The following is a 22,244-nucleotide window of genomic DNA, read 5'->3' as shown; positions in this document are numbered from 1 at the left end:
AATCTAGAAGGAGTTGATGATGTAGGTTAAGTAATCCAATCAGGAGGCCAAGCAGTTTTTGTCCTAAATTTTTTATGATAGGAATGATTGCAAATGAATTAAAAAATAAAATTGATTCGCTTTTCATCTCGAATGTTGGTCCCAATAGTTTCAGATTTTATCGTAAAGATACAGGTTTTAAGATTATCCCTGTAAAAATTTTATTGAATTAAAGTGAATAGAAGCTCCTATTAATAATTTCGGACATCGATACCCCAGAGCAATTTTTCACGCAAGATGCCAAAATATTGGTCATTTGCCAATCGGATAAGGTTTATACTAAAAGGTGCCTTTGTGATCAATAAGCTGGTTTTGGTACTCAAGGTATGGCTTTTTGAATCACAGCTCAAAATATATTTCTCTGTCCTGCTCTCTATCTCAAGACGCAATTGCATATTCTCGTTCACCACGATAGGACGTACGTTTAAATTGTGTGGAGAAATAGGGGTAATCACAAAATTCCCACTGCCAGGCATTATGATGGGGCCGCCGCAGCTTAAGGAATAAGCTGTAGAACCCGTTGGGGTCGCGATGATCAGACCATCAGCCCAGTAAGAGTTCAACAGTTCATTGTCCAAAACTGCATGTACCGTAATCATGGCGGAAGAGTCCGACCTAAAGACCGTAATATCGTTCAGTGCAAAATCCTCCCCCTTTATAAAGGTACCATCCGAACTTTCTACCTGTAACAAGGCACGTTTTTGGATCTGATAATTGTTGGAAAGGATTTGGTCCAATGCTTCCTCCATGTGGTTTTTGGAGATATTCGCCAAAAATCCCAAACGGCCGAAATTGATCCCCGCCAATGGAATACCTGAATCTTTGATCAACGTTGCGGCAGAGAGCATGGTACCATCGCCCCCTAGGCTGAGCATAAAGGCAATGTCGGCAGGAAGATCTTTATGGGACTTGAATTTCTTAAAGGTAAAATCTAGCTTGCATAAGCGCTTAAGGAAACTGTGGAAATCCTGATGGATGTAAACTTGCACATTCTTTTCACGCAGGTAGGTAAATAGTTCAATGACATATCCAATCACGGATTGGTTAAACTCTCGACCGTATACTGCTATGGACAGCTCTTTCATGCTTTTGATAATATTTTGCGCAAAGTTGAAAAATTCTAAGAATTAAATGTTCAAATAGTTCATTAAAAGATTATATCTTTCTTGGATATCATTCTGATCAGAGCCATCGTTGAAGGTCGCTTTTACCACATAGTCATGTCTCCATAAAGAGGCCAAGACTGAGGAAATATTGTTTTTGTTGACCTTGATGGTGAGTTCAACCTTGCTGGAATTCTCAATCGGTCTGATTCCCGTATTCAAAATCTTGCTGTTCTCAGATTCTATGATATGGGCCACATGGGTCAAACTATTGTCCCGATCTTCCATCTCTAGGACGATGATCGCGCCCTTATCCTGGTTGGAGATCGTTTGGTTGACCGATCTCAATAGATCTTTCTGGGTAATGACCCCAACATATTCCTTTTGCTTGTTGACAATAGGCAAGAGGTCAAACTGATAGGTCTCCAGATATTGTAGGGCATCATAGATGTGCTGATAATCGTATAGATAGATAAATGGAAAGGTAAGTTTCAGTTCCTTGATCAAAGTTTCCTCATCTTCAGCCGATAGCAGGTCCTCCTCGGTAATAAGCCCGAGGTATTCTTTGCCCTTAACTACAGGAAGTTGATGGAAATGCAGCTCATTGACTTTATCTAACGAAAAAGCAACCGTATCGTTCGGGTGAACTTCGGTATAGAGCGTTGATATGTTTTCACCGATATACATGAAACCTTTTATTTATTAAACTACAATAAACGCAAAACGTTTAATTTTAGTTTAAATATGCGATTATCGCTAAGGTAGTGAAAATATTATTTTGATATAAAATAAAAAGATGTTTTAGTCATCTTAAAACTAATTATGTAATTTTACAAAACTTTTATAAAAGTGTATTATAGAATATGAGCTTACAAAAGCAAGAGAAGTTTATTGAAATCAGGGAAGTAATACGAAAGAAAAGTCCAGGTTTAGCCAAATGGATACCCAAGCCATTATTGAGTTATTTAACAAAGACAATCCACGAAGATGAGATAAACTACATCATGAGAACGTATCATGATGACATGGGATTAGATTTTGTAGACTCATTATTAAAAGAGCTGAAGGTTAACGTACATTTGGAAGGCGCTGAGCATATTCCTTTAGATGAAAGTGTCATCTTTGCTTCCAATCACCCCTTAGGTGGTTTAGATGGGGTAGCTTTTATGCAGGCCATCGGGAAGTATAGAAAAGATGTGAAATTTTTGGTCAATGACATTCTGATGAATGTCCGCAACCTCGAACCCTTATTCGTTCCTGTAAATAAAGTCGGTAGTCAAAGTAAAACAGCTATTGCTGCAATTGAGAATGCCTATGCATCGGACCATGCTTTGCTTGTTTTCCCTGCTGGACTTGTCTCAAGGAAGATTAAAGGGGAGATCGTAGACCTCGAGTGGAAAAAAAGCTTTATATCGAAAGCCAAAAAATATAAAAAAGATATCGTTCCTGTCTATATTGAAGGACGTAACTCGAATTTCTTTTACAACCTATCAAGAATAAGACACAAAATAGGATTAAAAGCAAATATTGAAATGTTATATTTACCTGATGAGATGTTCTCCCAAAGAGGAAAGGACATAACTATCAGGATTGGGGAGAAGATTCCCTATACCCATTTTGACACCAGTAAGAATGAACGTCAATGGGCAGCTGAAGTAAAAGAAATGGTTTATGCCATGGCTCATGGTAAAAAATAATTTATGCAAGAAATAATTCAACCGGTAGATAGAGATCTAATCAAGAAAGAACTTACTAAGGAAGCCTTTGTCCGTTATACCAATAACGGCAGTAATGAGGTCTATCTAGTGAACTATCATACCGCACCTCATATAATGCGCGAGATTGGTAGATTGAGAGAGCTGACCTTTAGGGGAGCTGGCGGCGGTACAGGTCTACCTCTTGATATTGACGAAAACGATACTTCTAAACATAATTACGATCAACTGATCGCATGGAATCCAGAAGATGAAGAAATCATTGCTGGGTACCGCGTGATAAAATGTGATCAAGCAACGGCTGAGGATGGTGAAATTCACCTTTCAACAGCACATTATTTTGACTTTTCCGAAAAATTCAAAAAAGATTTCCTGCCTTATACCATTGAATTGGGACGTTCTTGGGTTCAACCCAAATACCAACCGGCAATCGACAATAGAAAGGGAATTTTCTCCTTGGATAACCTTTGGGATGGTCTTGGGGCATTGGTCCTGATCAATCCGGACGTGAAATACCTGTTCGGAAAGGTGACCATGTATCCGCATTATAATCAGGAAGCTAGGGATTTGCTGATCTATTTCATGAATCATTATTTTCCAGATCCTGACAATTTGGTAGAACCTGTAAAGGATCTTTATTTAGGTTATAAAACTGATATCACCAAACATGAAGGCATTTTTGACGGTCTGGACTATAAGGAAGGTTATAAAGTGCTGAATGCCAAAGTTAGGGAACTGGATGAGAATATTCCTCCATTGATCAATACCTATATGAATCTTTCACCGACCATGCGTGTTTTTGGAACAGCTAGGAACAATGAGTTTGGAGAAGTTGAAGAAACTGGTATTATGATTACCTTGGATGATATCTATCCTGCAAAAAAAGAAAGGCATATGTCGACCTTTGAAAGAGATAGGCATTTTGGCCAACGTCCCGTAAAAGCAAGATAATCTGATGGATAAAAAAAGCCTTTTTTTTGGCTATTTTTATTGACCTCAGTTTAGTTTTATTCGAGACATATTTTGAAAATTCCGAATATGCCTCGAACAAGGGTAATGCCAAAGCAGAAGGTAATACCGGAACAAATTGGATAAAATTTTATCATTAATATAGAAAGCCCTCGATGATTAACATCGAGGGCTTTTTTATGAACTGCAATGCATCAAGTCTTATGGATATAAAGCCATCTCTAAATGGGGGATATTGTCCTCCAGATAGACATCGCTCTCAATCTGGAATCCTAGACCGGTATAGAATCGTTTCAGGTATTCCTGTGCACTTATTCGGATAGGGAGGTCTGGATAGTCCATTTTGATCTGTTCAATGGCTCTGTTCATCAGGAGCTGACCGTATTGATGCTTCCGATAGTCTGCATGGACCACCACTCTTCCAATGGAACTGCATTTCGGATAGGAGACATCAGGGGGCAATAACCTGGCATAAGCAATGCAGGTATCTTGGTCCATCGCAAAGAGATGTTTCCCTTTGAGGTCCTTATCATCACATTCGGGATAAAGACAATCTTGTTCCAGCATAAAGACATTGATCCGGAGCTGCAAAATCTTGTAGAGTTCCAGGGAGTCTAATTCTGAAAAGGACTTTATTCTCCAGTCCATATATGGATTAGCTTAATAGTGATTTTACGACTTCAGAAATCGTTCTGCCATCAGCTTGACCAGCAAGTTTCTGGTTTGCCGCGCCCATGACCTTACCCATATCCTTGATCGATGAAGCACCTGTTTCAGCAATAATGCCTTTCACAACGTTTTCTATTGCCTCACGGTCCAATTGTTTTGGAAGGAACTCTTCGATAACTTCCAATTCTTCGATTTCGATGGTGTATAGGTCTTTACGGTCCTGTTGCTGATAGATTTCGGCAGACTCCTTGCGTTGTTTTGCTAATTTCTGTAAGACCTTGATTTCGGCGTCTTCGGACAATGTTTCGCTATGGCCTTTTTCAGTGTTAGCCAATAGGATTGCCGCTTTGATGGCACGCAGTCCACGTAATCTAACATTGTCCTTTGCGATCATGGCCGCTTTGATATCTTGGGTTATTTTTGCTTCTAATGACATATATGATTTGTTTATTTTCTAATAACTAGTGTTCCGTTTGCCTGAGCCGTTGGCATAACCAACAGGTCGTTGATATTGACATGTTTGGGTCTGGAAAGGATAAAAGAGACGATTTCTGCAATGTCCTGTCCCGATAGTGGAGTCAATCCTTTGTAAACTGATTTTGCGCGGTCCTTGTCGCCATGGAACCTCACCTCAGAGAATTCGGTTTCAACCATGCCTGGGTCAATACTGCTGACCTTGATCCCTTTGGCTAGGAGGTCAATGCGCATCGCTTTGGTCAAAGCGTCTACGGCATGTTTCGTTGCGCAATAGACATTCCCATTGGGGTAGACCTCTTTGCCGGCAATGGATCCCATGTTGATGATATGAGCCTGTTCGCTGCCTTCCATCAAAGGAATGACAAATTTGCTGACATATAGTAAGCCTTTGACATTGGTGTCGATCATGCGGTCCCAATCGCCAATCTGTCCATCTTGGATGGAATCCAAACCTTGGCTGAGTCCTGCATTGTTGATCAAGATGTCGACTTTTTTCCATGCTGCTGGAAGGTTGGATAGGGTGGTTTCTACCTCTTCCGCATTGCGGACATCCAATTTAAAGCTATGGGTTTCGGTATTAGGGTTGATGGTTTTGATTTTTTGGATCAATTCTTCCAGTTTTTCAACTCTTCTGGCACATAAAAGAAACCTGTATTTATTTTCTTTTGCCAATTCCAGGGCGCAAGCTTCTCCGATTCCAGAGCTGGCTCCAGTGATTAAAACTGTCCTCATTTTATTGAAATTTATTTTACTTGGCTTCATACTTTTTTCCAGAATTGAGGTCTGGATTTTCCGTAGATGCGTTATTTGATACACAACAAATATACAACAAAAGACCAAAAATTACGGATACCCGGAATGCTTTCATAAACTTAAAGACTACCTGAAGGAGCTTAACTCGCTGACTATGAATTGAAGAGGGTAAAAGGCCTTAAAATAACTGTTTGAATGACCCTTTCGTGTAGGTTATTCACAACGGTCTATCTTATCCACATTCGGGTAAAGGCTTGATTTTTAATGCGTATATTTAGTTATTAACAGGTTCTTCACATTTGATGTTAATTATTAGTCCCTGTTTTACAACTGCTATTGCATGATTGTTGAAGCACCTAAATTTTACTGTTCAAAACTTGATGGTAGGGCGACTTTTATTTTTCTTACATTTGTTACCCTATCCTTGAAAACAGGGTGAATCAAGCCGAGAAATATTTTTTAGTATGTCTTTAGAAAACGAATTTAACAACAGTACGTCAGGACAACCTAGTCGTGCAAATTTCAACAAGAAAAGAACGAGCTTAAATAACTTAGTCTCCGGATTAGGCAAGCTCCCTCCACAAGCATTGGACTTAGAGGAGGCAGTGTTGGGTGCCCTGATGTTGGAGAAAAATGCACTAAGTGAAGTCATCGATATCCTGAAGCCAGAATCGTTCTATAAAGAGTCGCATCAGAAGATATTTCAGGCTATCTATAACCTCTTCCAGAAGACTTCCCCGATCGATATCTTGACCGTAGTGGCAGAACTTCGCCAAATGGGAGCGTTGGAAATGGTAGGTGGTGCCTATTATATCACGCAGTTGACAGACCGTGTGGTATCAGCGGCCAATATTGAATACCATGCCCGTATTATTTCACAAAAATATATTCAGCGTGAATTGATCAAGGTCTCTACGGAAATCATCAATTCATCCTATGATGAAACATCGGATATCTTCGACCTATTGGACCATGCGGAGAAATCACTTTTTGATATTGCCCAAAACAACCTGCGAAGAGATTCCAGAAAGATGGACGATATCATGCGTGAAGCAATTTCCTCACTGGAATCCCTGCGTGAGAAGACAGATGGCTTGACCGGTATTCCTTCTGGTCTGACTGCATTGGACCGAATGACCTCCGGATGGCAACCTTCTGACTTGGTTATTATTGCGGCTCGTCCTGCAATGGGTAAGACGGCATTCGTATTATCCGTAGCGCGAAATGCAGCAGTTGACCATAATAAAGCGGTAGCCGTATTCTCCTTGGAGATGTCATCCGTACAGTTGGTGAATCGTTTGATCGCTGGTGAAACGGAGATTGAACAGGAGAAACTGAAAAAAGGAAATCTCGCCGACCATGAATGGCAGCAATTGCACTCTAGGATCGGTCGTTTGACTGAAGCCCCTTTGATTATTGATGATACACCGGCACTGAACGTGTTTGAATTCCGCGCTAAGTGTAGACGTCTGAAGGCTCAGTATGATATACAGATGGTAATCGTCGATTACTTGCAGCTGATGCATGGTAAAGCCGATGGTAAAGGTGGCGGAAACCGTGAACAGGAGATCGGTAGTATATCACGTGCCCTAAAATCAGTAGCGAAAGAATTGAACATTCCAGTTTTGGCCTTATCGCAGTTAAGTCGTGCGGTAGAGTCTAGACCAGGAAACAGTAAGCGTCCGATGCTATCCGACTTACGTGAGTCTGGATCAATTGAGCAGGATGCCGATATGGTACTGTTCCTTTACCGTCCAGAGTACTATGGATTGTTGGAAGATGAGGAAGGCCGTTCCACTGTCGGGGTGGGAGAGGTAATTATCTCCAAACACCGTAACGGTGAAACGGGTATTGTACCATTACGCTTCGTAGGTAAATATGTGAAGTTCGTCGATCTTGAGGATGATTTCTCCGGAATGGGTCCTGAAGGCGGAAGCTTCAATGATTTCGGCGGTGGAATGGGCAATGCAATCCAACCATCAGGTAATTTCGGCGACTTCGGCGGAGGTATAACCATGCCATCCAGAATGAATGATATGCCAGATGATGCGCCGTTTTAGAACTCGAAAAACAGTGTAGTGGCGTATTGCATACACCCGCATCATGAAAAGAAAATATAAAGGCACCCAAAAGGGTGCTTTTTTTTGAAAAATTGAATATGAGCTTACCCCAAAATGGGTGTTTATTGATGGTTTGTATATGGCGGGCGTATGCAATACGTCCCTACAGTATGCTGGACTTTCCAACTATATTTTGATCATAATCTTGGTTCAAACCATGATCTTGGTCCATCCTCACATCCCATTAATCCTGGTTCAAACCAGATCTTGGTCTATCCTCTTATCCCTTTAATCCTGGTTCAAAAACAAGCTCAAACCTACCTTACCTTAAAATCAAAATACTGATCCTTGAAGGGCTCATTTTTCAGGGTATAATGCCACCATTCTTCTTCAATGGATTTGAATCCATGTTTTTCCATGATGTCCTTAAGTAGTTTTCGGTTTGCTTTTTGTTGAGGACTGAGGTTGCTGTAATCATGGTGAGAGGGTTCGCCGAAATAGTCGAAGCCGGTTCCCATGTCCAGTTCTTTTTTGTCTTTCAGGTTAATGATGGTTAGATCGATGGTACTGCCGCGGCTATGGCCAGATTTTTCGGCGATGTAACCCAATTTAAACAGGTTCCGTTTGTCCACATCGGGATAGAATTCTTTTTTTGCTGCCGTGTCGGCAATATCCAAAGCCCATTCCTTAAAGTTATTTACTGCCTGTTGCGGTCTATAGGCATCAAAAACCTTGATACCTAAACCTTGTGCATTCAGTTCTTTTTGGATCTGGACCAATGCACTGGCGGCTTCTTTGCTGATAAATACCTTGTTGGCTTCATAGCCTTTTACCGGTCTTCCCAGGAAGTTATGGCTTCCATAATACCTTAAGTCGATTTCAAGATTTGGAATCTGTTCTTTCAGGTTGACAAATGAATTGGGGATCTCCCGTTGTGTAGCACAGGAAAAAAGTAAGCTGAGTGCCAAAAGTGGTATGAGGAAAGCATATCTATTATTCATGATCTATGGTTATGATGATTATAGGACAAATGTAAAAAACCTTTAGTAGTTTGAAACCTTCTATGGAGGTTTTGGTTTTTGTTAGGGAATTATCCACAATCGTTTTTCGGAAAAAAGAGTAATGATTAGTTTTGTCGCAATATGAGAAAGAAATTTGATGTAGAAAATTGGGCACGAAGAGAGCACTTTGAATTCTTTTCGCAGTTTCCCGAACCGTTCCATGGGATTACGGCCGAGTTGGACCTAAGTATTGCCTACCAACAGGCCAAGCAGAAATCACAGTCTTTCTTTATGTACTATCTGTACCGAGCGTTGAAGGCCATGAATGAAATTGATAATTTCAGGCTTAGGATCGATGCTGGAGAACTCTATCTCTATGATCAGGTCCATATCTCCAGCACGGTGTTAAGGTCAGATAACACCTTTGGTTTTTCGTATATCGATTTTCATGAAGATGAGGCTAAGTTTTTGGAAGGAGCAGATATCGCTGTTGAAAAAGTGAAGGCTTCTTCTGGCTTAGATCTGAGTGGGGCCAGGATCAATGAGGTGCATTGTTCTGCATTGCCTTGGGTAGACTTTAGCTCGCTTTCTCATGCTAGGAATTTCAATTATCCGGATTCCTGTCCGAAGATATCCTTTGCCAAGTTAATGGATCGTGACGGAAAAAAAACGATGGCGATTTCGTTACATGCGCACCATGCCTTGGTCGATGGATACCATGTGGGACTGTTTATGCAACGATTTCAGCAATTGCTCGATCAAATCGATTAGGTTTTTGCTATCTTCTTGTCCCTGTGGATAATTTTCTAAAATAGTATGCCTATTTTTATTAAATTTGAGTCCCCATTTTTGAGGCATTACATAAGATAAATTTAGGAGAGTATTTTGGATTTTTTAGCAGGACTGAACCCCTCACAACGAGCCGCAGTTGAACAAACAGAAGGTCCAGTAATGATTGTTGCTGGAGCGGGATCTGGAAAAACGCGTGTAATTACCTATAGAGTAGCCCATTTGATACAAAAAGGAGTAGATCCTTTCAATGTCCTTGTGCTGACCTTTACCAATAAGGCTGCCAAGGAAATGCGTGAGCGTATCATGAAAGTGGTCGGCTCTGAAGCCAAAAATATATGGATGGGTACATTCCACTCAGTGTTTGCGCGAATCTTGCGGGTCGAAGCAGAACTTTTGGGATATCCCAAGAACTTTACCATCTATGATACAGATGACACGAAGAGTTTGTTGAGGACCATTTTGAAAGAAATGAACCTAGATGACAAGCTCTATAACGTAAACCATGTATATGGAAGGATTTCATCAGCGAAGAATAATTTAATATCCCCACAGGAATATAATAAGAATGAGGCAATCCTTGCCGAAGACCAGTCTAACGGAAGAGGGCAATTGGGCCAGATCTATATGGCCTATGCGCAACGCTGTTACCGTGCTGGAGCGATGGATTTTGATGATTTACTTTTCAAGACCAATGTGCTGCTCAATAAATATCCGGACGTACTGCATAAATACCAGCATCAGTTCAAATACCTGATGGTGGATGAGTACCAGGATACCAACTTTTCGCAGTACCTGATCGTGAAGAGATTGGCTGCGGTCAATGAAAATATCTGTGTGGTAGGGGATGATGCCCAGAGTATCTATGCCTTCCGGGGTGCCAATATCCAGAACATCCTGAATTTCCAGAAGGATTATCCGGATGTGAAGGTCTTCAAATTAGAACAGAACTACCGTTCGACCAAGATGATCGTGAATGCTGCCAACAGCATTATTGCGAACAATAAGAATCAATTGGAAAAGAACGTGTTCTCGGATAATGAGGATGGGGAGAAAATCAAGGTTAGCCGCGCCTTTTCAGACAATGAGGAAGGGAAGATCGTGGCAGAGGCCATCTCTCAGGAAAAATCCCTGAAAGGATTGCACTATAAAGATTTCGCTATTCTCTATCGTACAAATGCCCAATCCAGATCGCTGGAGGAGGCTTTGCGCAAATTGAATATCCCCTATAAATTGTATGGTGGAACTTCCTTCTACCAACGTAAGGAAATTAAGGATTTAATTGCTTATTTTAGGCTGACCTTCAACCCGAACGATGAGGAAGCCCTGAAACGTGTGATCAACTATCCACGTCGGGGGATCGGCGATACAACGGTTGAAAAGATCATGGTTGCTGCCGATCAACAGCAATTGCGTTTGTGGGATGTAGTGGCGAATTCCCAAATGTTCCTGGACGGTAGAAGCGCTGCCTCGGTTTCCAATTTTGGATTGATGATCCAGAGTTTCCAGGCGACTGCAAAAACCAATACCGCATTTGATACTGCGATGCATATCGCGCAGCATTCTGGAATACTGAAGGATCTCTATGAGGATAAATCTGTTGAGGGACTTGCAAGATATGAGAATATCCAGGAGTTACTGAACGGTATCAAGGAGTTTTCGGAAAGAGAAGATCTGGAAGAAAAAGGTTTGGATGTCTTTATGCAGGACATTGCCCTATTGACCAATGATGACAAGGATAAGGATCCGAATGCGGACACGGTTTCATTGATGACCATCCATGCTTCTAAAGGGCTGGAGTTTCCAGTGGTTCACATCGTGGGGCTGGAAGAAAACCTGTTTCCATCGCAACTTTCCCTGAATTCGAGATCGGAACTGGAAGAAGAGCGGAGGTTGTTTTATGTTGCCGTTACAAGAGCAGAGAAGAAATTGCACATTTCCTATGCGACATCGAGGTACCGTTGGGGAACCTTGAACAATTGTGAGCCGAGCAGGTTCTTGGATGAACTGAATCCAAGTTGCCTAGACCTTGACTTCAAACCACGTGGAGGCGGGATGATGGACGATGATTTTGGTTCGGAAAGAGTGCAATGGCAGCGTAAGGAAGGCAATTCCGGCGGTGATGTGTTCTCGAAGCCTAAGCCAAAAGTGATAAAGACCACATCGATTTTGCCGAAGGCCCATAAGCCGAGTGCAGACTTTGCACCATCGGATACTTCAGGTTTGCAGGTCGGTATGGAAGTGGAACATGAACGCTTCGGTTTTGGTAAGGTAATTAACCTTGAGGGAAACAAACCGGACATAAAAGCAACTATTTTCTTCAAAGAGTTGGGACAGAAGCAATTGTTGCTTAAATTTGCCAAGCTTAGAATAGTAAATTGATACCCAATTTAGAATTACATATTTAACGCCTTTATAGGGTTAAAGCAAAATAAACATATGATTTTTGATTATAACAGCACTAGACCAAAATTAATTTTGGCAGAATATGGCAGAAATGTACAGAATATGGTCGACTATATCTGTACGCTGTCAGATAGGGAAGAAAGAAACCGCTTAGCCCAGGTTGTCATCGATATGATGGGGGTATTGAACCCACATCTACGTGATGTATCTGATTTTAAGCATAAACTTTGGGATCATCTCTATATTATTTCGGACTTTAAGATCGATGTGGATTCCCCATATCCCATTCCTACCAAGGAGAATATCCACCATAAACCGGAGCCTCTAAAATACCCGAACCATAATATCAGGTTCAAACATTATGGTCATACGGTGGAGGACATGATCAATAAAACATTGAACATCAGCAATCCAGAAGCTAGATTGAAAATGACCCTGAGCATTGCCAATTTCATGAAAATGGCATACCTGACTTGGAATAAAGATTCTGTATCGGATGATCAAATCCTTCAGGACCTGAAGACTTTGTCGCATGGAGAATTGGTTCTTCCGGGCGATACAGTCCTGACCAAGCTAGACTTCAAAACTCCGCCTCCAGGGAACCGTGTTAAATCCTCAGGCAGCAGCACTGGCCATCAGCAGCAGAACAAGCCGCAAAACAGCTATAACAACAAGAGGAGCAACAATAACAACAACAATAACAATAAGAGGCCCTCGAACAACAATAACAACAACAATAACAGACAGAAAAAAAGTTATAAATAAGACCGGATGAAGAAAGCAATTGAATCGCAACGGGACAATTGCTTTTTTCATGTGGGCTTGATATGAATTGAACAGACCTTTGGGCATTATCATTCCTGAGGTATGGTTGATATGAAAAAACTATGAATGCATTTGAAATTTACGGTGGCAAACCATTAAAAGGAGAAATCGTTCCGCAAGGAGCAAAAAACGAAGCATTACAAATTATCTCTGCAGTACTATTGACTGCTGAGAAAATGACCATTAGCAATATCCCCGACATTAAGGATGTCAATAAACTGATCGATCTTTTGGCAGCAATGGGTGTCGAAGTAAACAGAATCAGTGACGATACCTATGAGTTTGAGGCTAAGAATATCAATATAGATTATTTTCAATCGGAGGAGTTCAAGAAAAAAGGGGGAAGCCTACGCGGATCGATCATGATCGTTGGGCCATTGTTGGCAAGATTTGGAAAGGCTGCTATCCCTAAACCTGGAGGTGACAAGATCGGTAGACGCCGTCTGGATACCCACTTTTTAGGTTTTGAAAAGTTAGGGGCTAAATTTGTCTATGATGCAGAGAACCATTTCTTCAATGTGGATGCAACCCAGTTGAAGGGGACCTATATCCTATTGGATGAGGCTTCAGTTACGGGTACGGCCAATATCGTGATGGCTGCCGTTCTTGCAAAAGGGGTAACCACGATCTATAATGCTGCATGTGAGCCTTATCTTCAACAGTTATGTAAGATGTTGAACAGGATGGGAGCTAAGATCTCTGGGATCGGTTCAAACCTCTTGACAATTGAAGGTGTTGAGCAATTAGGTGGCACAAGCCATAAAATGCTTCCAGATATGATCGAAATCGGTTCTTTCATTGGTTTAGCTGCCATGACTGGGTCTGAGATCACCATCAAGGATGTATGTTTCCAGGAATTGGGGATTATTCCATCGGTATTTTCCCGTTTAGGAATCAAGTTTGAGTTGAGAGGTGATGATATCTTTATCCCTGCTCAAGAGAATTATGAAATCGACACCTTTATCGATGGTTCGATATTGACCATTTCTGATGCTCCATGGCCAGGTTTTACACCGGATCTTTTGAGTATCGTTTTGGTGACAGCGATCCAGGCCAAAGGAAATGTATTGATCCACCAGAAGATGTTTGAAAGCAGGTTGTTCTTCGTCGATAAATTGATCGATATGGGAGCACAGATTATTCTTTGTGACCCTCACCGTGCGACGGTTATCGGCTTGAACAAGCAAAATAAACTTCGTGGAATTGAGATGACCTCTCCAGATATCCGTGCTGGTGTATCATTATTAATTGCTGCATTATCGGCACAAGGTAAGTCCGTAATCTATAATATCGAGCAGATAGAAAGAGGTTATCAGCATATCGAGGAACGCTTAAAAGCATTAGGTGCAGACATCAGAAGGGTTGAGGCACAGCCAGCTGGGCATTAAACCTGAATTGTCTGCCTATTGTTAAAAAAGGAATCAGAATTGGATAATCTACTAAGTCTATATAATTTTGTACTCAAATTAATTGTTCAAACACACAGATGAAAAAAATCACATTATTATCAGCAGTTGCGGCATTAGTATTGGCTTCATGCGCTGGAAACCCAGAAGGTAAAAAAGCTGAAACCAAGGATTCAGTTTCGATCACACAAACTGAAGTAACAGGAGATGCCTATACAGTTGATACAGCTGCATCCAAAGTAGTATGGACGGGTACAAAGGTTACCGGTAAACATACAGGTACAGTAACTGTTAAATCTGGTACAGTAAACGTTGATAACGGTAAATTAACTGGTGCTAATGTAGTATTGGATATGACTACAATTGGATCGACTGACCTAGAAGGTGAGTTCAAAGGAAAATTGGATGGACACTTGAAGTCTGATGATTTCTTTGCAACAGAAAAATTCCCTGAAGCTTCTTTCACGATAACTGAGGTTAAACCAGGTGCGACAGATGCAGACCTGAACATTTCTGGTAACTTGGTTATCAAAGGTGTTAGCAAGAACATTACATTTGATGCAAAAGTTGTTGAATCTACTGAAACTGCAGTGAAAGCTACTGCTAATTTCAACATCACTAGAGCTGATTGGGGTGTAACTTATGAAGGAAAATCTGATGATTTGATCTCTAAAGAAATCAACTTCGACATTACCTTAGTTGCAAATAAATAATTTTATTTAATTCTATAATAAGAGCCTTTGGTCATGGATCAAAGGCTTTTTTTGTGAGCTTCTCCCTCGGGAACAGACTTAATATCTTATTTTTGTAATTCAATTAATTCATTGCCAATGAAAATTACGCTGATCTGTATCGGGAAGACAGATGACCAACATATTGTGAAGGGGATTGAGATCTATACAAAAAGGTTGAAACATTATGTGAACTTTCAGATTGTGACCATCCCTGATATCAAAAACTCCAAGAACTTAAGTGAAAGCCAGCAGAAAGAGAAAGAAGCTCAGCTATTGCTTAAGAATTGCAGTAACCAGGATTTTATCATCCTACTGGACGAACGAGGAAAGGAATATACCTCCGTTGAGTTTTCTGCGTTTTTAGAGAAGCAAATGGTATCCAGTGTGACACATTTGGTTTTTATGATCGGTGGCCCTTATGGCTTTGATGAGTCAGTCTATCAGCGCGCCAATGCGAAGATATCGCTGTCTAGGATGACTTTCTCCCATCAGATGGTCCGATTGTTCTTTGTGGAGCAGATCTATCGCGCCTATACGATAATGAGAGGTGAACCCTATCATCACGAATAATTTTATGTAAATTGAATATTAAAAGCATCATATATTAAAAGTAAAGGAAAACATGGACGATAATAAATTTAAAAGGGACTATAAATTTAAGAGCCAAGAGGGTGCTCATGGTGGTGGGATCAATAAATGGATCATTATCATCGGCGGAGCAATAGTGATATTATTGGCTTATCTGTTGAGATAGGAGGGCAGATTATTCTGTTTTGCAAGAATTTGAAGAGTTGACAAGGGATAGATTTGAAGAATTTATTGCCCAGAATAGTTATTGGATATAAGACTGTTCAAGTCAAGGTATGTTTATAAATAATTACTTCAACGGTCAGTAGAAAAACGGAGATAATTGATTGGATTAGCAGGTATAAATTAAAACCGGAGGAAGTCTTGATCCTTGATGATGATAAATCCCTGAATGATCTACCATTGAACTTCAAGGAGCGCTTAGTTTTGACTAATCCTTATGTTGGATTAAATAACCAAAATGAATTAAAAAGTGTTCTAAAAAGGAAAGTAAAAAAGACAGTTTCGGGTTAAAAAACTTTAAAGGTTTTCAAAAAGCTTTATCATTTAATGGATAAGGCTTTTTTTGTGTCCCCAGAGGCTTATTTGGGTTCTTGTAACAAGGTTTAATGATTCTAGGGGAGACGTAGCTCAGTAAAGGATGTGCGGGGGGTATAAATAAATAAGGCGATACGGGGAGTATCGCCTTAAAATCACACTAACTATTAATAAAACCCTATAGAACTAGGTGTTTTCAAAACATAGATCTTAGACTAGACTTCAGTCTATCTCCAAGACCCACTGTAAAAGTAAAAACCTTTTATTATAAAATCAAATAAAAGTTGCAACATTTATATTATAATTGAATTTTATCTGTACTTTTTAAAAATTCAACCCACGCAACCTGGTCAGTTTTAAATGTTAAGTCATTTTCTTGCAGTTCGTTTAAAGGAATTAACCTAAACGCTTGTAGTTTTCCTTCTAGGGATTTTTCGGTAAAGTCGAAAGATTTTGTCCTAATGTTTAATTCTACGCTGTTTTTTTGCTCTACTTGATAGTATATGGAAATAATTTGACTATCATTAAAACTTGATTTTTCATAGAAGTCTGTGGTGTAAATATGCTTGATGACCTCAACTTCCATCCCGGTTTCTTCCAGATATTCTCTTTTTAATGCATCGATCAATCCTTCTCCATATTCCAACCCGCCACCAGGGAATTTAGTGAAGGATACATTCTCCGTTCGTTCATCGCTAATCAAAACTTCATTACGTTCGTTGATCATTATGCCATAAACCCTAACATTAAATAAAAACATAGTTAAAAATATTGGATCTTGCCTTGGAAGGGGCAAAATCTAGATGTAGTAATTTGTAAATTCTGAGTCTGGTAAAAGGTGAAGGTAGGGTATCCCTGCCTTCACCATCAATATTATAATGGTTGGAAACCAGAATCCACGGATTCTGTTTCTAAGCCAACCAAGGAGTAGTGTTTTGGTAAAAACCAAGAAATGGTATTCATCGCTTGTTTGTACTCTTTTTCGTTCGAAAAGTTTTTTGGAGTGATGTTGAATACAAGATCTTGTGTGACCTTCTCTTCATCCGTATAATTTCTAGCGATCAACATGACCATCGGGTTCTTCACTCCTGAATACTGTAGGAATTCGCGGATCTGACGACGTGCATAATCAGGTAAAATCTCTTGGGCTGGTTGTCCGACCAAAAGCTCTTCATCACTGCCGATTACAAAATCTTGGTTGTTTATCGAGAAATGGTGCTCGTCGGTATAAAACTCATGGCGCAAGGCATAGTTCAATAAATCTCCATAGCTGAACATCCAGTCAGGATTTTCTTTCCTGGTATTCAATGCCACCCCAAAACCATTCTGTAAAAGGTTGCCTAATTTATTCTTAATGACATAGGCTTGGAAGTTCTCTCCCGGTTCTACCGAACGAAGGTTGAAATAGGGAAAGCCCTCCGTACTCATGATGATCTCTGGTTCGGATACCGCTAGGTTTGCTTCAGCAATATTATCGATAAACTCCGCTACCCAATCATTGTTCCTCTTTTCTAAAGGGATTGTTAGCAGGTTGTTAATGACTAGTGTTTTTTCAAGATCTCCTAAATTCCCGGATCCCGCATTAGCATCAAAAAAATGTATGTTACTCATAAGTCCTTTGAAAATACGGCTAAAAGTAAGGATTATTGTCTTAATGTAAAGTGTTTTATTCAAAAATGATGGGATTTAAAGGACAATTAGGGTAAGATAAACTCGTTTATTTTCTTATTTTTGTTAAAAAAGGAACCACTTTAATGTCAGAATTAAATACGACACGATCAGTGCAATATAATACATCAAAAATAAGCTACGAGGAATTCCGCCAGGTACTCATAGAAGATTATAAACTAGCCACGCAAAGCCGATTTGTCAGTCTATTGGGAAGAAAGGAAGTGCTTACAGGCAAAGCTAAATTTGGAATTTTCGGAGATGGTAAGGAATTGGCTCAGATTGCTCTATCCAAGGTTTTTAAACCTGGGGATTGGCGATCAGGGTATTATAGGGACCAAACTTTGGCTTTCGCCCTAGGGATCAGCAATGTCTATAATTTCTTTTCGCAATTGTATGCTAATCCTGATGTAGAAGCGGATCCATCTTCTGCGGGAAGACAAATGGTGGCCCACTTCGCCACGCCTCTTCTGAATGAGGACGGTGAGTGGATCGACCAAACCAAGCAGGTTAACTGCTTTTCTGATATTTCCACCACCGGTGGACAGATGTCAAGGATCCTTGGTTTAGGATTGGCATCGAAACTTTATAAAAACAATCCTAATCTCTCCCATAAAGATAAGTTTAGCAATGATGGACAAGAGGTGGTTTTCTGTACGATAGGAAACGCCGCGACCTCGGAAGGGGTGTTCTGGGAAACGGTGAATGCTGCCGGTGTGAAGCAACTGCCTGTCGTGATCTCCATTTGGGATGACGGTTATGGAATCTCCGTTCCTAATGAAATCCAAACCACCAAAGGTGATATCTCTGCTCTGCTGAGAGGTTTTCAGGAGGATGAAGCTGGTCCTGGATTTGAAATATTTCGCGTGAAAGGCTGGGATTATGCCGGTCTCTGCGAGGTATATGAGAAAGCTGCGGATTTTGCCAGAAACAACAGTAAACCTTGCCTGGTGCATGTTGTCGAAATGACCCAACCGCAAGGTCACTCCACCTCCGGATCGCATGAACGCTATAAAAGCCATGAACGATTGGAATGGGAAACCGAGTTTGATTGCAATAAGAAAATGCGGGATTGGTTGATAGATTCTGGAATGGCTACCGAGGAAGAATTGGCAGCTCTCGATTCGGAAGCAAAGGATTTCGTGAGGAAAGAACAGAAACGTGCCTGGGCAGATTATAGAAAAACGCTTCAGGTGGACCTACAGGAAGCTATTGCTAAGTTGGAAGGGATCAATCATCATGCTGCTGAGATACCTTTAAAAACCTTGTTGTCGACTACAGAGCCTTCTCTTAAGGAGGTTTATGTAAATGTCAGACGCGTCATTAGGGAGCTTCGTGGAGTGGATGTTTTAGGGAAAGAAGAGTTGATATCCTGGTTCCGCGAAAAACAGAAAATTAACCATGATCGATTTAACGATAAGCTATTCGTTGATACTAAATATTCTCCACTGTTAGTGGAAACCGTTCCTGCTGAATTTGATCAGGATTCTCCTATAGTGGATGGTCGTGAGGTACTGAATGCTTGCTTCAAAGCTAATTTTGATAAAGATGCGCGACTGTTGGCATTCGGAGAAGATGTTGGTAAGATTGGTGATGTAAATCAAGGATTCGCAGGCTTGCAAGAAGAATTTGGGAGCCAGAGGATCTTCGATACCGGAATTCGGGAGTCTGCAATAATTGGAAAGGGGATAGGCTTAGCTGTTCGTGGCTTTAGGCCTATTGCTGAAATTCAATATTTGGATTATCTGATTTACGCAATGCCTGTTCTCAGCGATGATTTAGCGAGTTTGAGTTATAGAACAAAAGGAAGGCAAAGAGCTCCTTTGATCGTAAGGACCCGTGGTCATCGATTGGAAGGTATTTGGCATTCTGGATCACCGATGTCAGTGCTTTTGGGCGGTTTGAGAGGAATGCATATCTGTGTGCCAAGGAACATGACCCAAGCTGCTGGAATGTATAATACGCTTCTTAGATCCGATGAACCTGCAGTAGTGGTAGAATGTCTGAATGGCTATAGATTGAAAGAGAAAATGCCGGTCAATATCAGTGAATTTACCGTTCCGATTGGGAAAGCTGAAAAGATAAGGGAAGGTGCTGATATTACGGTAGTGTCTTATGGATCAACACTTAGGATTGTGCAAGAAGCTGCTTTGGAATTGGATAAATTGGGTGTTTCCATAGAAATCATTGATGCTCAATGTTTGCAACCGTTCGATAGAGACAAGATTTCCGTTGAATCCTTAAAGAAAACAAATAGATTATTAGTGGTGGATGAAGATTTCCCTGGAGGAGCCTCTTCTTATATCACCCATGAAATATTGGAAAAACAAGGTGGTTATTACCATTTGGATGGACAACCTAAAACCTTGACTGCAAAAGCTCATCGTCCGCCTTACGGTTCTGATGGTGACTATTTTACTAAACCAGCTGTTGATGATGTCGTGGAAACGGCTTATCAAATGATGTCTGACAGTAATCCAACAACATTTCCTCCTATCTTCTAGGAGGAAATGTTCCTGAATATTATATACCGTTTGAGAATAGGGATGCCGCTCCGATAATCGCTGCATGCTCTTGGTATTGACCAATCTGAACCTCAAATCCTTCCAGTACAGATTTGTCTGGGAAAATACGGTCCCAAGCCTTTACAATGTTCCCGCCAATTACAAAGGACTTGCAATCATGCTTTTGGCTAAAAAACTCCATAAAACGCAGTAAGTGTTCCTGATATTCTGAAAGCAATTGAGTTACTTCTTTGGTTTCAGCATGTTTTTCAAGGATCTCCCTTAATCCGCTTTCCTTAAATCCTGCTAATTCCTCAAATCGCTTTACAAACCATCTTGTTACCAGGTATTCTTCAAAGATAGAGTCCTTATAGACCGTATCCCAAAGATCAGCATCGAATGCTTTCTCTCCCTGACTCCAAACTGCGCTCCCTAAACCTGTTCCCAAAGTAATTCCTAAAATTCTTTCTTTATGGTCTAATCCACATCCAAAGACCTCGCCTTGTAGAAAGGCAGCAGCGTCATTGATGTATAGAATTTTGAAATCTTGTTGACCAAGTCCTTCTAAAATAGGCTCAGTAACTTTGATATTATAAATACTATCGTATTTTGATTGACCCTTCATGAGGGCAATTCCCTTATCGTAATCAAAGGGGCCTGGAGCAGCAATTCCAATGTTAACTACTTCTAAATCAGTTTTTTCTAGGCAGGATTTCATGTTAGTGGTCCAGTCAAGAAAAATCGATTTAGCATTTTCCAATGAATTTACATGCGAACGGGTAATGGTTTCGTTAAGAATTCTCCAAGAATCCTTCTCAACGATCGCTGAAGTGATATGTGTCCCGCCAATATCACATGAAAGAATATAATTGCTATTCTGCATTCTTTAAATAGGCCTTATATTTTAATAAATGGTCAGCTATTACAAGGGCAGCCATGGCTTCCACGATAATAACTGCACGAGGTACAACACAAGGGTCATGGCGTCCCTTTCCTGAAATGGTTGTTTCGTTTCCTTCTTCATTTATTGTGTTCTGATCACGCATGATCGTAGCAACAGGTTTAAATGCAGTGCGGAAAGTAATATCCATTCCATTAGAAATGCCTCCTTGAATACCTCCTGAAAAATTGGTTAATGTTTTTACTTGATTATCTTCCTTTACAAAGATGTCGTTGTGCTCTGAGCCTAACATTTTTGAACCTTCAAATCCCGATCCGTATTCAAAGCCATGAACAGCATTAATACTCATCATTGCCTTGGCTAGGTCTGCATGAAGTTTGTCGAATACTGGCTCTCCAAGTCCGACTGGAACCTTTCTGATGACAGTGGAAATAACACCCCCAACTGTGTCTCCATTTTTACGGACTTGATTGATGAATTCTTCCATTTCGGAAGCACTGGCAGGGTCAGCACATCTTACGATATTGCTCTCCCTGGTTTCCAACAATCCATTTAAATCATTTAGCTCCAGATTAGGAGCTTGGATATTCCCTACGGCAGAAACATGGGCAAATATTTCGATTCCGTATTGTTTCAAGAATAATTTTGCAATTGCTCCTGCTGCTACACGAGCTGCAGTTTCTCTTGCTGATGACCGACCACCACCACGGTAATCGCGGATGCCGTATTTCATTTGATAGGTGAAATCTGCGTGAGAGGGTCTGAATTTATCTTGAATGTGAGAATAGTCCTTAGAGCGTTGGTCTTCATTTGGAATTACGATGGCAATGGGCGTGCCTGTAGATTTTCCCTCAAAAGTACCGGATAGAATTTGTGCAGTATCGCTTTCTTTTCTTTGGGTTGTGATCTTGGATTGGCCAGGGCGGCGTTTGTCCAATTCTGATTGAATGAATTCTTCATCAATTTCAACCAGCGCTGGGCATCCATCCACTATCACCCCAATTGCCTTTCCATGTGATTCCCCGAAAGTGCTTATCTTAAATAAATCTCCAAAAGTATTTCCTGCCATAATTCGATAATGCCCGTAAATATATAAAAAT

General features: G+C 40.6%; 22 protein-coding genes. 12 read left to right on the top strand and 10 right to left on the bottom strand.

The genetic code is table 11. The features are described 5' to 3' along the window. Nucleotides 1–230 precede the first annotated feature (230 nt). Complete coding sequence (locus tag NMK93_RS14545; protein WP_308214528.1) at nt 231–1,124, bottom strand: NAD kinase; 894 nt, start codon at nt 1,122–1,124, stop codon at nt 231–233. Between the two features lie 42 nt (nt 1,125–1,166). After that, nucleotides 1,167–1,829, bottom strand: coding sequence for a CBS domain-containing protein (locus NMK93_RS14540; protein WP_185214028.1), 663 nt, complete (start codon nt 1,827–1,829; stop codon nt 1,167–1,169). 176 nt (nt 1,830–2,005) lie between these two features. Here NMK93_RS14540 and NMK93_RS14535 point away from each other — a divergent pair, with 176 nt between their 5' ends. Continuing rightward, on the top strand, nt 2,006–2,839 hold the full coding sequence (locus NMK93_RS14535; protein WP_185214027.1) for a 1-acyl-sn-glycerol-3-phosphate acyltransferase: 834 nt from the start codon (nt 2,006–2,008) through the stop codon (nt 2,837–2,839). A 3-nt stretch (nt 2,840–2,842) separates the two neighbouring features. Further along, the gene (locus tag NMK93_RS14530; RefSeq protein ID WP_185214026.1) at nt 2,843–3,808 is read left to right on the top strand and encodes a GNAT family N-acetyltransferase; all 966 of its coding nucleotides are present in this window, start codon (nt 2,843–2,845) and stop codon (nt 3,806–3,808) included. 219 nt (nt 3,809–4,027) lie between these two features. Here the strand turns inward: NMK93_RS14530 and NMK93_RS14525 are convergent, their stop codons facing one another. Genes NMK93_RS14525 through NMK93_RS14515 form a run of 3 tightly spaced genes read right to left on the bottom strand, consistent with a single transcriptional unit; the run spans nt 4,028 to nt 5,704 of the window. Then, a complete protein-coding gene (locus NMK93_RS14525) occupies nt 4,028–4,474 on the bottom strand; it encodes a GNAT family N-acetyltransferase (protein WP_185214025.1) in 447 nt (148 codons plus the stop codon). Nucleotides 4,475–4,481: 7 nt separating this feature from the next. After that, on the bottom strand, nt 4,482–4,931 hold the full coding sequence (locus NMK93_RS14520) for a GatB/YqeY domain-containing protein (protein ID WP_254528083.1): 450 nt from the start codon (nt 4,929–4,931) through the stop codon (nt 4,482–4,484). Nucleotides 4,932–4,942: 11 nt separating this feature from the next. Further along, nucleotides 4,943–5,704: an SDR family NAD(P)-dependent oxidoreductase gene (locus tag NMK93_RS14515; protein WP_254528081.1), complete on the bottom strand. Its 762-nt coding sequence runs from the start codon at nt 5,702–5,704 to the stop codon at nt 4,943–4,945. 485 nt (nt 5,705–6,189) lie between these two features. Between NMK93_RS14515 and dnaB the strand changes: the two genes are divergently transcribed. Then, entirely contained in the window at nt 6,190–7,785 is a 1,596-nt protein-coding gene (gene dnaB, locus NMK93_RS14510) for a replicative DNA helicase (RefSeq protein ID WP_185214022.1), read from the top strand. A gap of 317 nt (nt 7,786–8,102) precedes the next feature. Here the strand turns inward: dnaB and NMK93_RS14505 are convergent, their stop codons facing one another. Next, nucleotides 8,103–8,786 carry a M15 family metallopeptidase gene (locus tag NMK93_RS14505; RefSeq protein WP_254528079.1) on the bottom strand — a complete coding sequence of 228 codons (684 nt, stop codon included), beginning with the start codon at nt 8,784–8,786 and terminating at the stop codon, nt 8,103–8,105. 141 nt (nt 8,787–8,927) lie between these two features. On the opposite strand from NMK93_RS14505, the gene NMK93_RS14500 reads away from it, so the two are divergent. From NMK93_RS14500 to NMK93_RS19825, 8 genes are all read left to right on the top strand, one after another. Further along, entirely contained in the window at nt 8,928–9,557 is a 630-nt protein-coding gene (locus NMK93_RS14500) for a CatA-like O-acetyltransferase (protein ID WP_254528078.1), read from the top strand. 114 nt (nt 9,558–9,671) lie between these two features. Continuing rightward, nucleotides 9,672–11,957, top strand: coding sequence for an ATP-dependent helicase (locus NMK93_RS14495; RefSeq protein ID WP_185214019.1), 2,286 nt, complete (start codon nt 9,672–9,674; stop codon nt 11,955–11,957). A gap of 57 nt (nt 11,958–12,014) precedes the next feature. Next, complete coding sequence (locus NMK93_RS14490) at nt 12,015–12,746, top strand: DUF4290 domain-containing protein (protein WP_185214018.1); 732 nt, start codon at nt 12,015–12,017, stop codon at nt 12,744–12,746. Between the two features lie 122 nt (nt 12,747–12,868). Next, a complete protein-coding gene (gene murA, locus NMK93_RS14485; protein WP_185214017.1) occupies nt 12,869–14,194 on the top strand; it encodes a UDP-N-acetylglucosamine 1-carboxyvinyltransferase in 1,326 nt (441 codons plus the stop codon). A gap of 98 nt (nt 14,195–14,292) precedes the next feature. After that, complete coding sequence (locus NMK93_RS14480; RefSeq protein WP_185214016.1) at nt 14,293–14,925, top strand: YceI family protein; 633 nt, start codon at nt 14,293–14,295, stop codon at nt 14,923–14,925. Between the two features lie 117 nt (nt 14,926–15,042). Continuing rightward, nucleotides 15,043–15,516 carry a 23S rRNA (pseudouridine(1915)-N(3))-methyltransferase RlmH gene (gene rlmH, locus NMK93_RS14475; protein ID WP_254528077.1) on the top strand — a complete coding sequence of 158 codons (474 nt, stop codon included), beginning with the start codon at nt 15,043–15,045 and terminating at the stop codon, nt 15,514–15,516. Nucleotides 15,517–15,568: 52 nt separating this feature from the next. Then, a complete protein-coding gene (locus NMK93_RS19750) occupies nt 15,569–15,700 on the top strand; it encodes a hypothetical protein (RefSeq protein WP_262890811.1) in 132 nt (43 codons plus the stop codon). Nucleotides 15,701–15,819: 119 nt separating this feature from the next. After that, nucleotides 15,820–16,047, top strand: coding sequence for an HAD domain-containing protein (locus NMK93_RS19825; RefSeq protein ID WP_368041468.1), 228 nt, complete (start codon nt 15,820–15,822; stop codon nt 16,045–16,047). A gap of 322 nt (nt 16,048–16,369) precedes the next feature. Here NMK93_RS19825 and NMK93_RS14470 read toward each other — a convergent pair whose 3' ends face one another. Next, nucleotides 16,370–16,831 carry an NUDIX domain-containing protein gene (locus NMK93_RS14470; protein WP_254528076.1) on the bottom strand — a complete coding sequence of 154 codons (462 nt, stop codon included), beginning with the start codon at nt 16,829–16,831 and terminating at the stop codon, nt 16,370–16,372. Nucleotides 16,832–16,944: 113 nt separating this feature from the next. Then, on the bottom strand, nt 16,945–17,682 hold the full coding sequence (locus NMK93_RS14465; protein ID WP_185217594.1) for a hypothetical protein: 738 nt from the start codon (nt 17,680–17,682) through the stop codon (nt 16,945–16,947). Nucleotides 17,683–17,825: 143 nt separating this feature from the next. On the opposite strand from NMK93_RS14465, the gene NMK93_RS14460 reads away from it, so the two are divergent. After that, complete coding sequence (locus tag NMK93_RS14460; RefSeq protein WP_254528075.1) at nt 17,826–20,243, top strand: thiamine pyrophosphate-dependent enzyme; 2,418 nt, start codon at nt 17,826–17,828, stop codon at nt 20,241–20,243. A 19-nt stretch (nt 20,244–20,262) separates the two neighbouring features. On the opposite strand, the gene NMK93_RS14455 is transcribed toward NMK93_RS14460, so the two are convergent. Beyond that, nucleotides 20,263–21,126, bottom strand: a complete 864-nt coding sequence (locus NMK93_RS14455) for an ROK family protein (RefSeq protein WP_254528074.1) — start codon at nt 21,124–21,126, stop codon at nt 20,263–20,265. Next, nucleotides 21,116–22,213, bottom strand: coding sequence for a chorismate synthase (gene aroC, locus NMK93_RS14450; RefSeq protein ID WP_254528072.1), 1,098 nt, complete (start codon nt 22,211–22,213; stop codon nt 21,116–21,118). Before aroC ends, NMK93_RS14455 begins: the two co-directional genes overlap by 11 nt. Nucleotides 22,214–22,244: the final 31 nt, after the last annotated feature.

Origin of the sequence: Sphingobacterium sp. LZ7M1, from assembly GCF_024296865.1 — a bacterium.
Classification (GTDB): domain Bacteria; phylum Bacteroidota; class Bacteroidia; order Sphingobacteriales; family Sphingobacteriaceae; genus Sphingobacterium.
The sequence above is the reverse complement of the archived record's forward strand: the minus strand, read 5'-3'. Positions and strand labels throughout refer to the sequence as shown.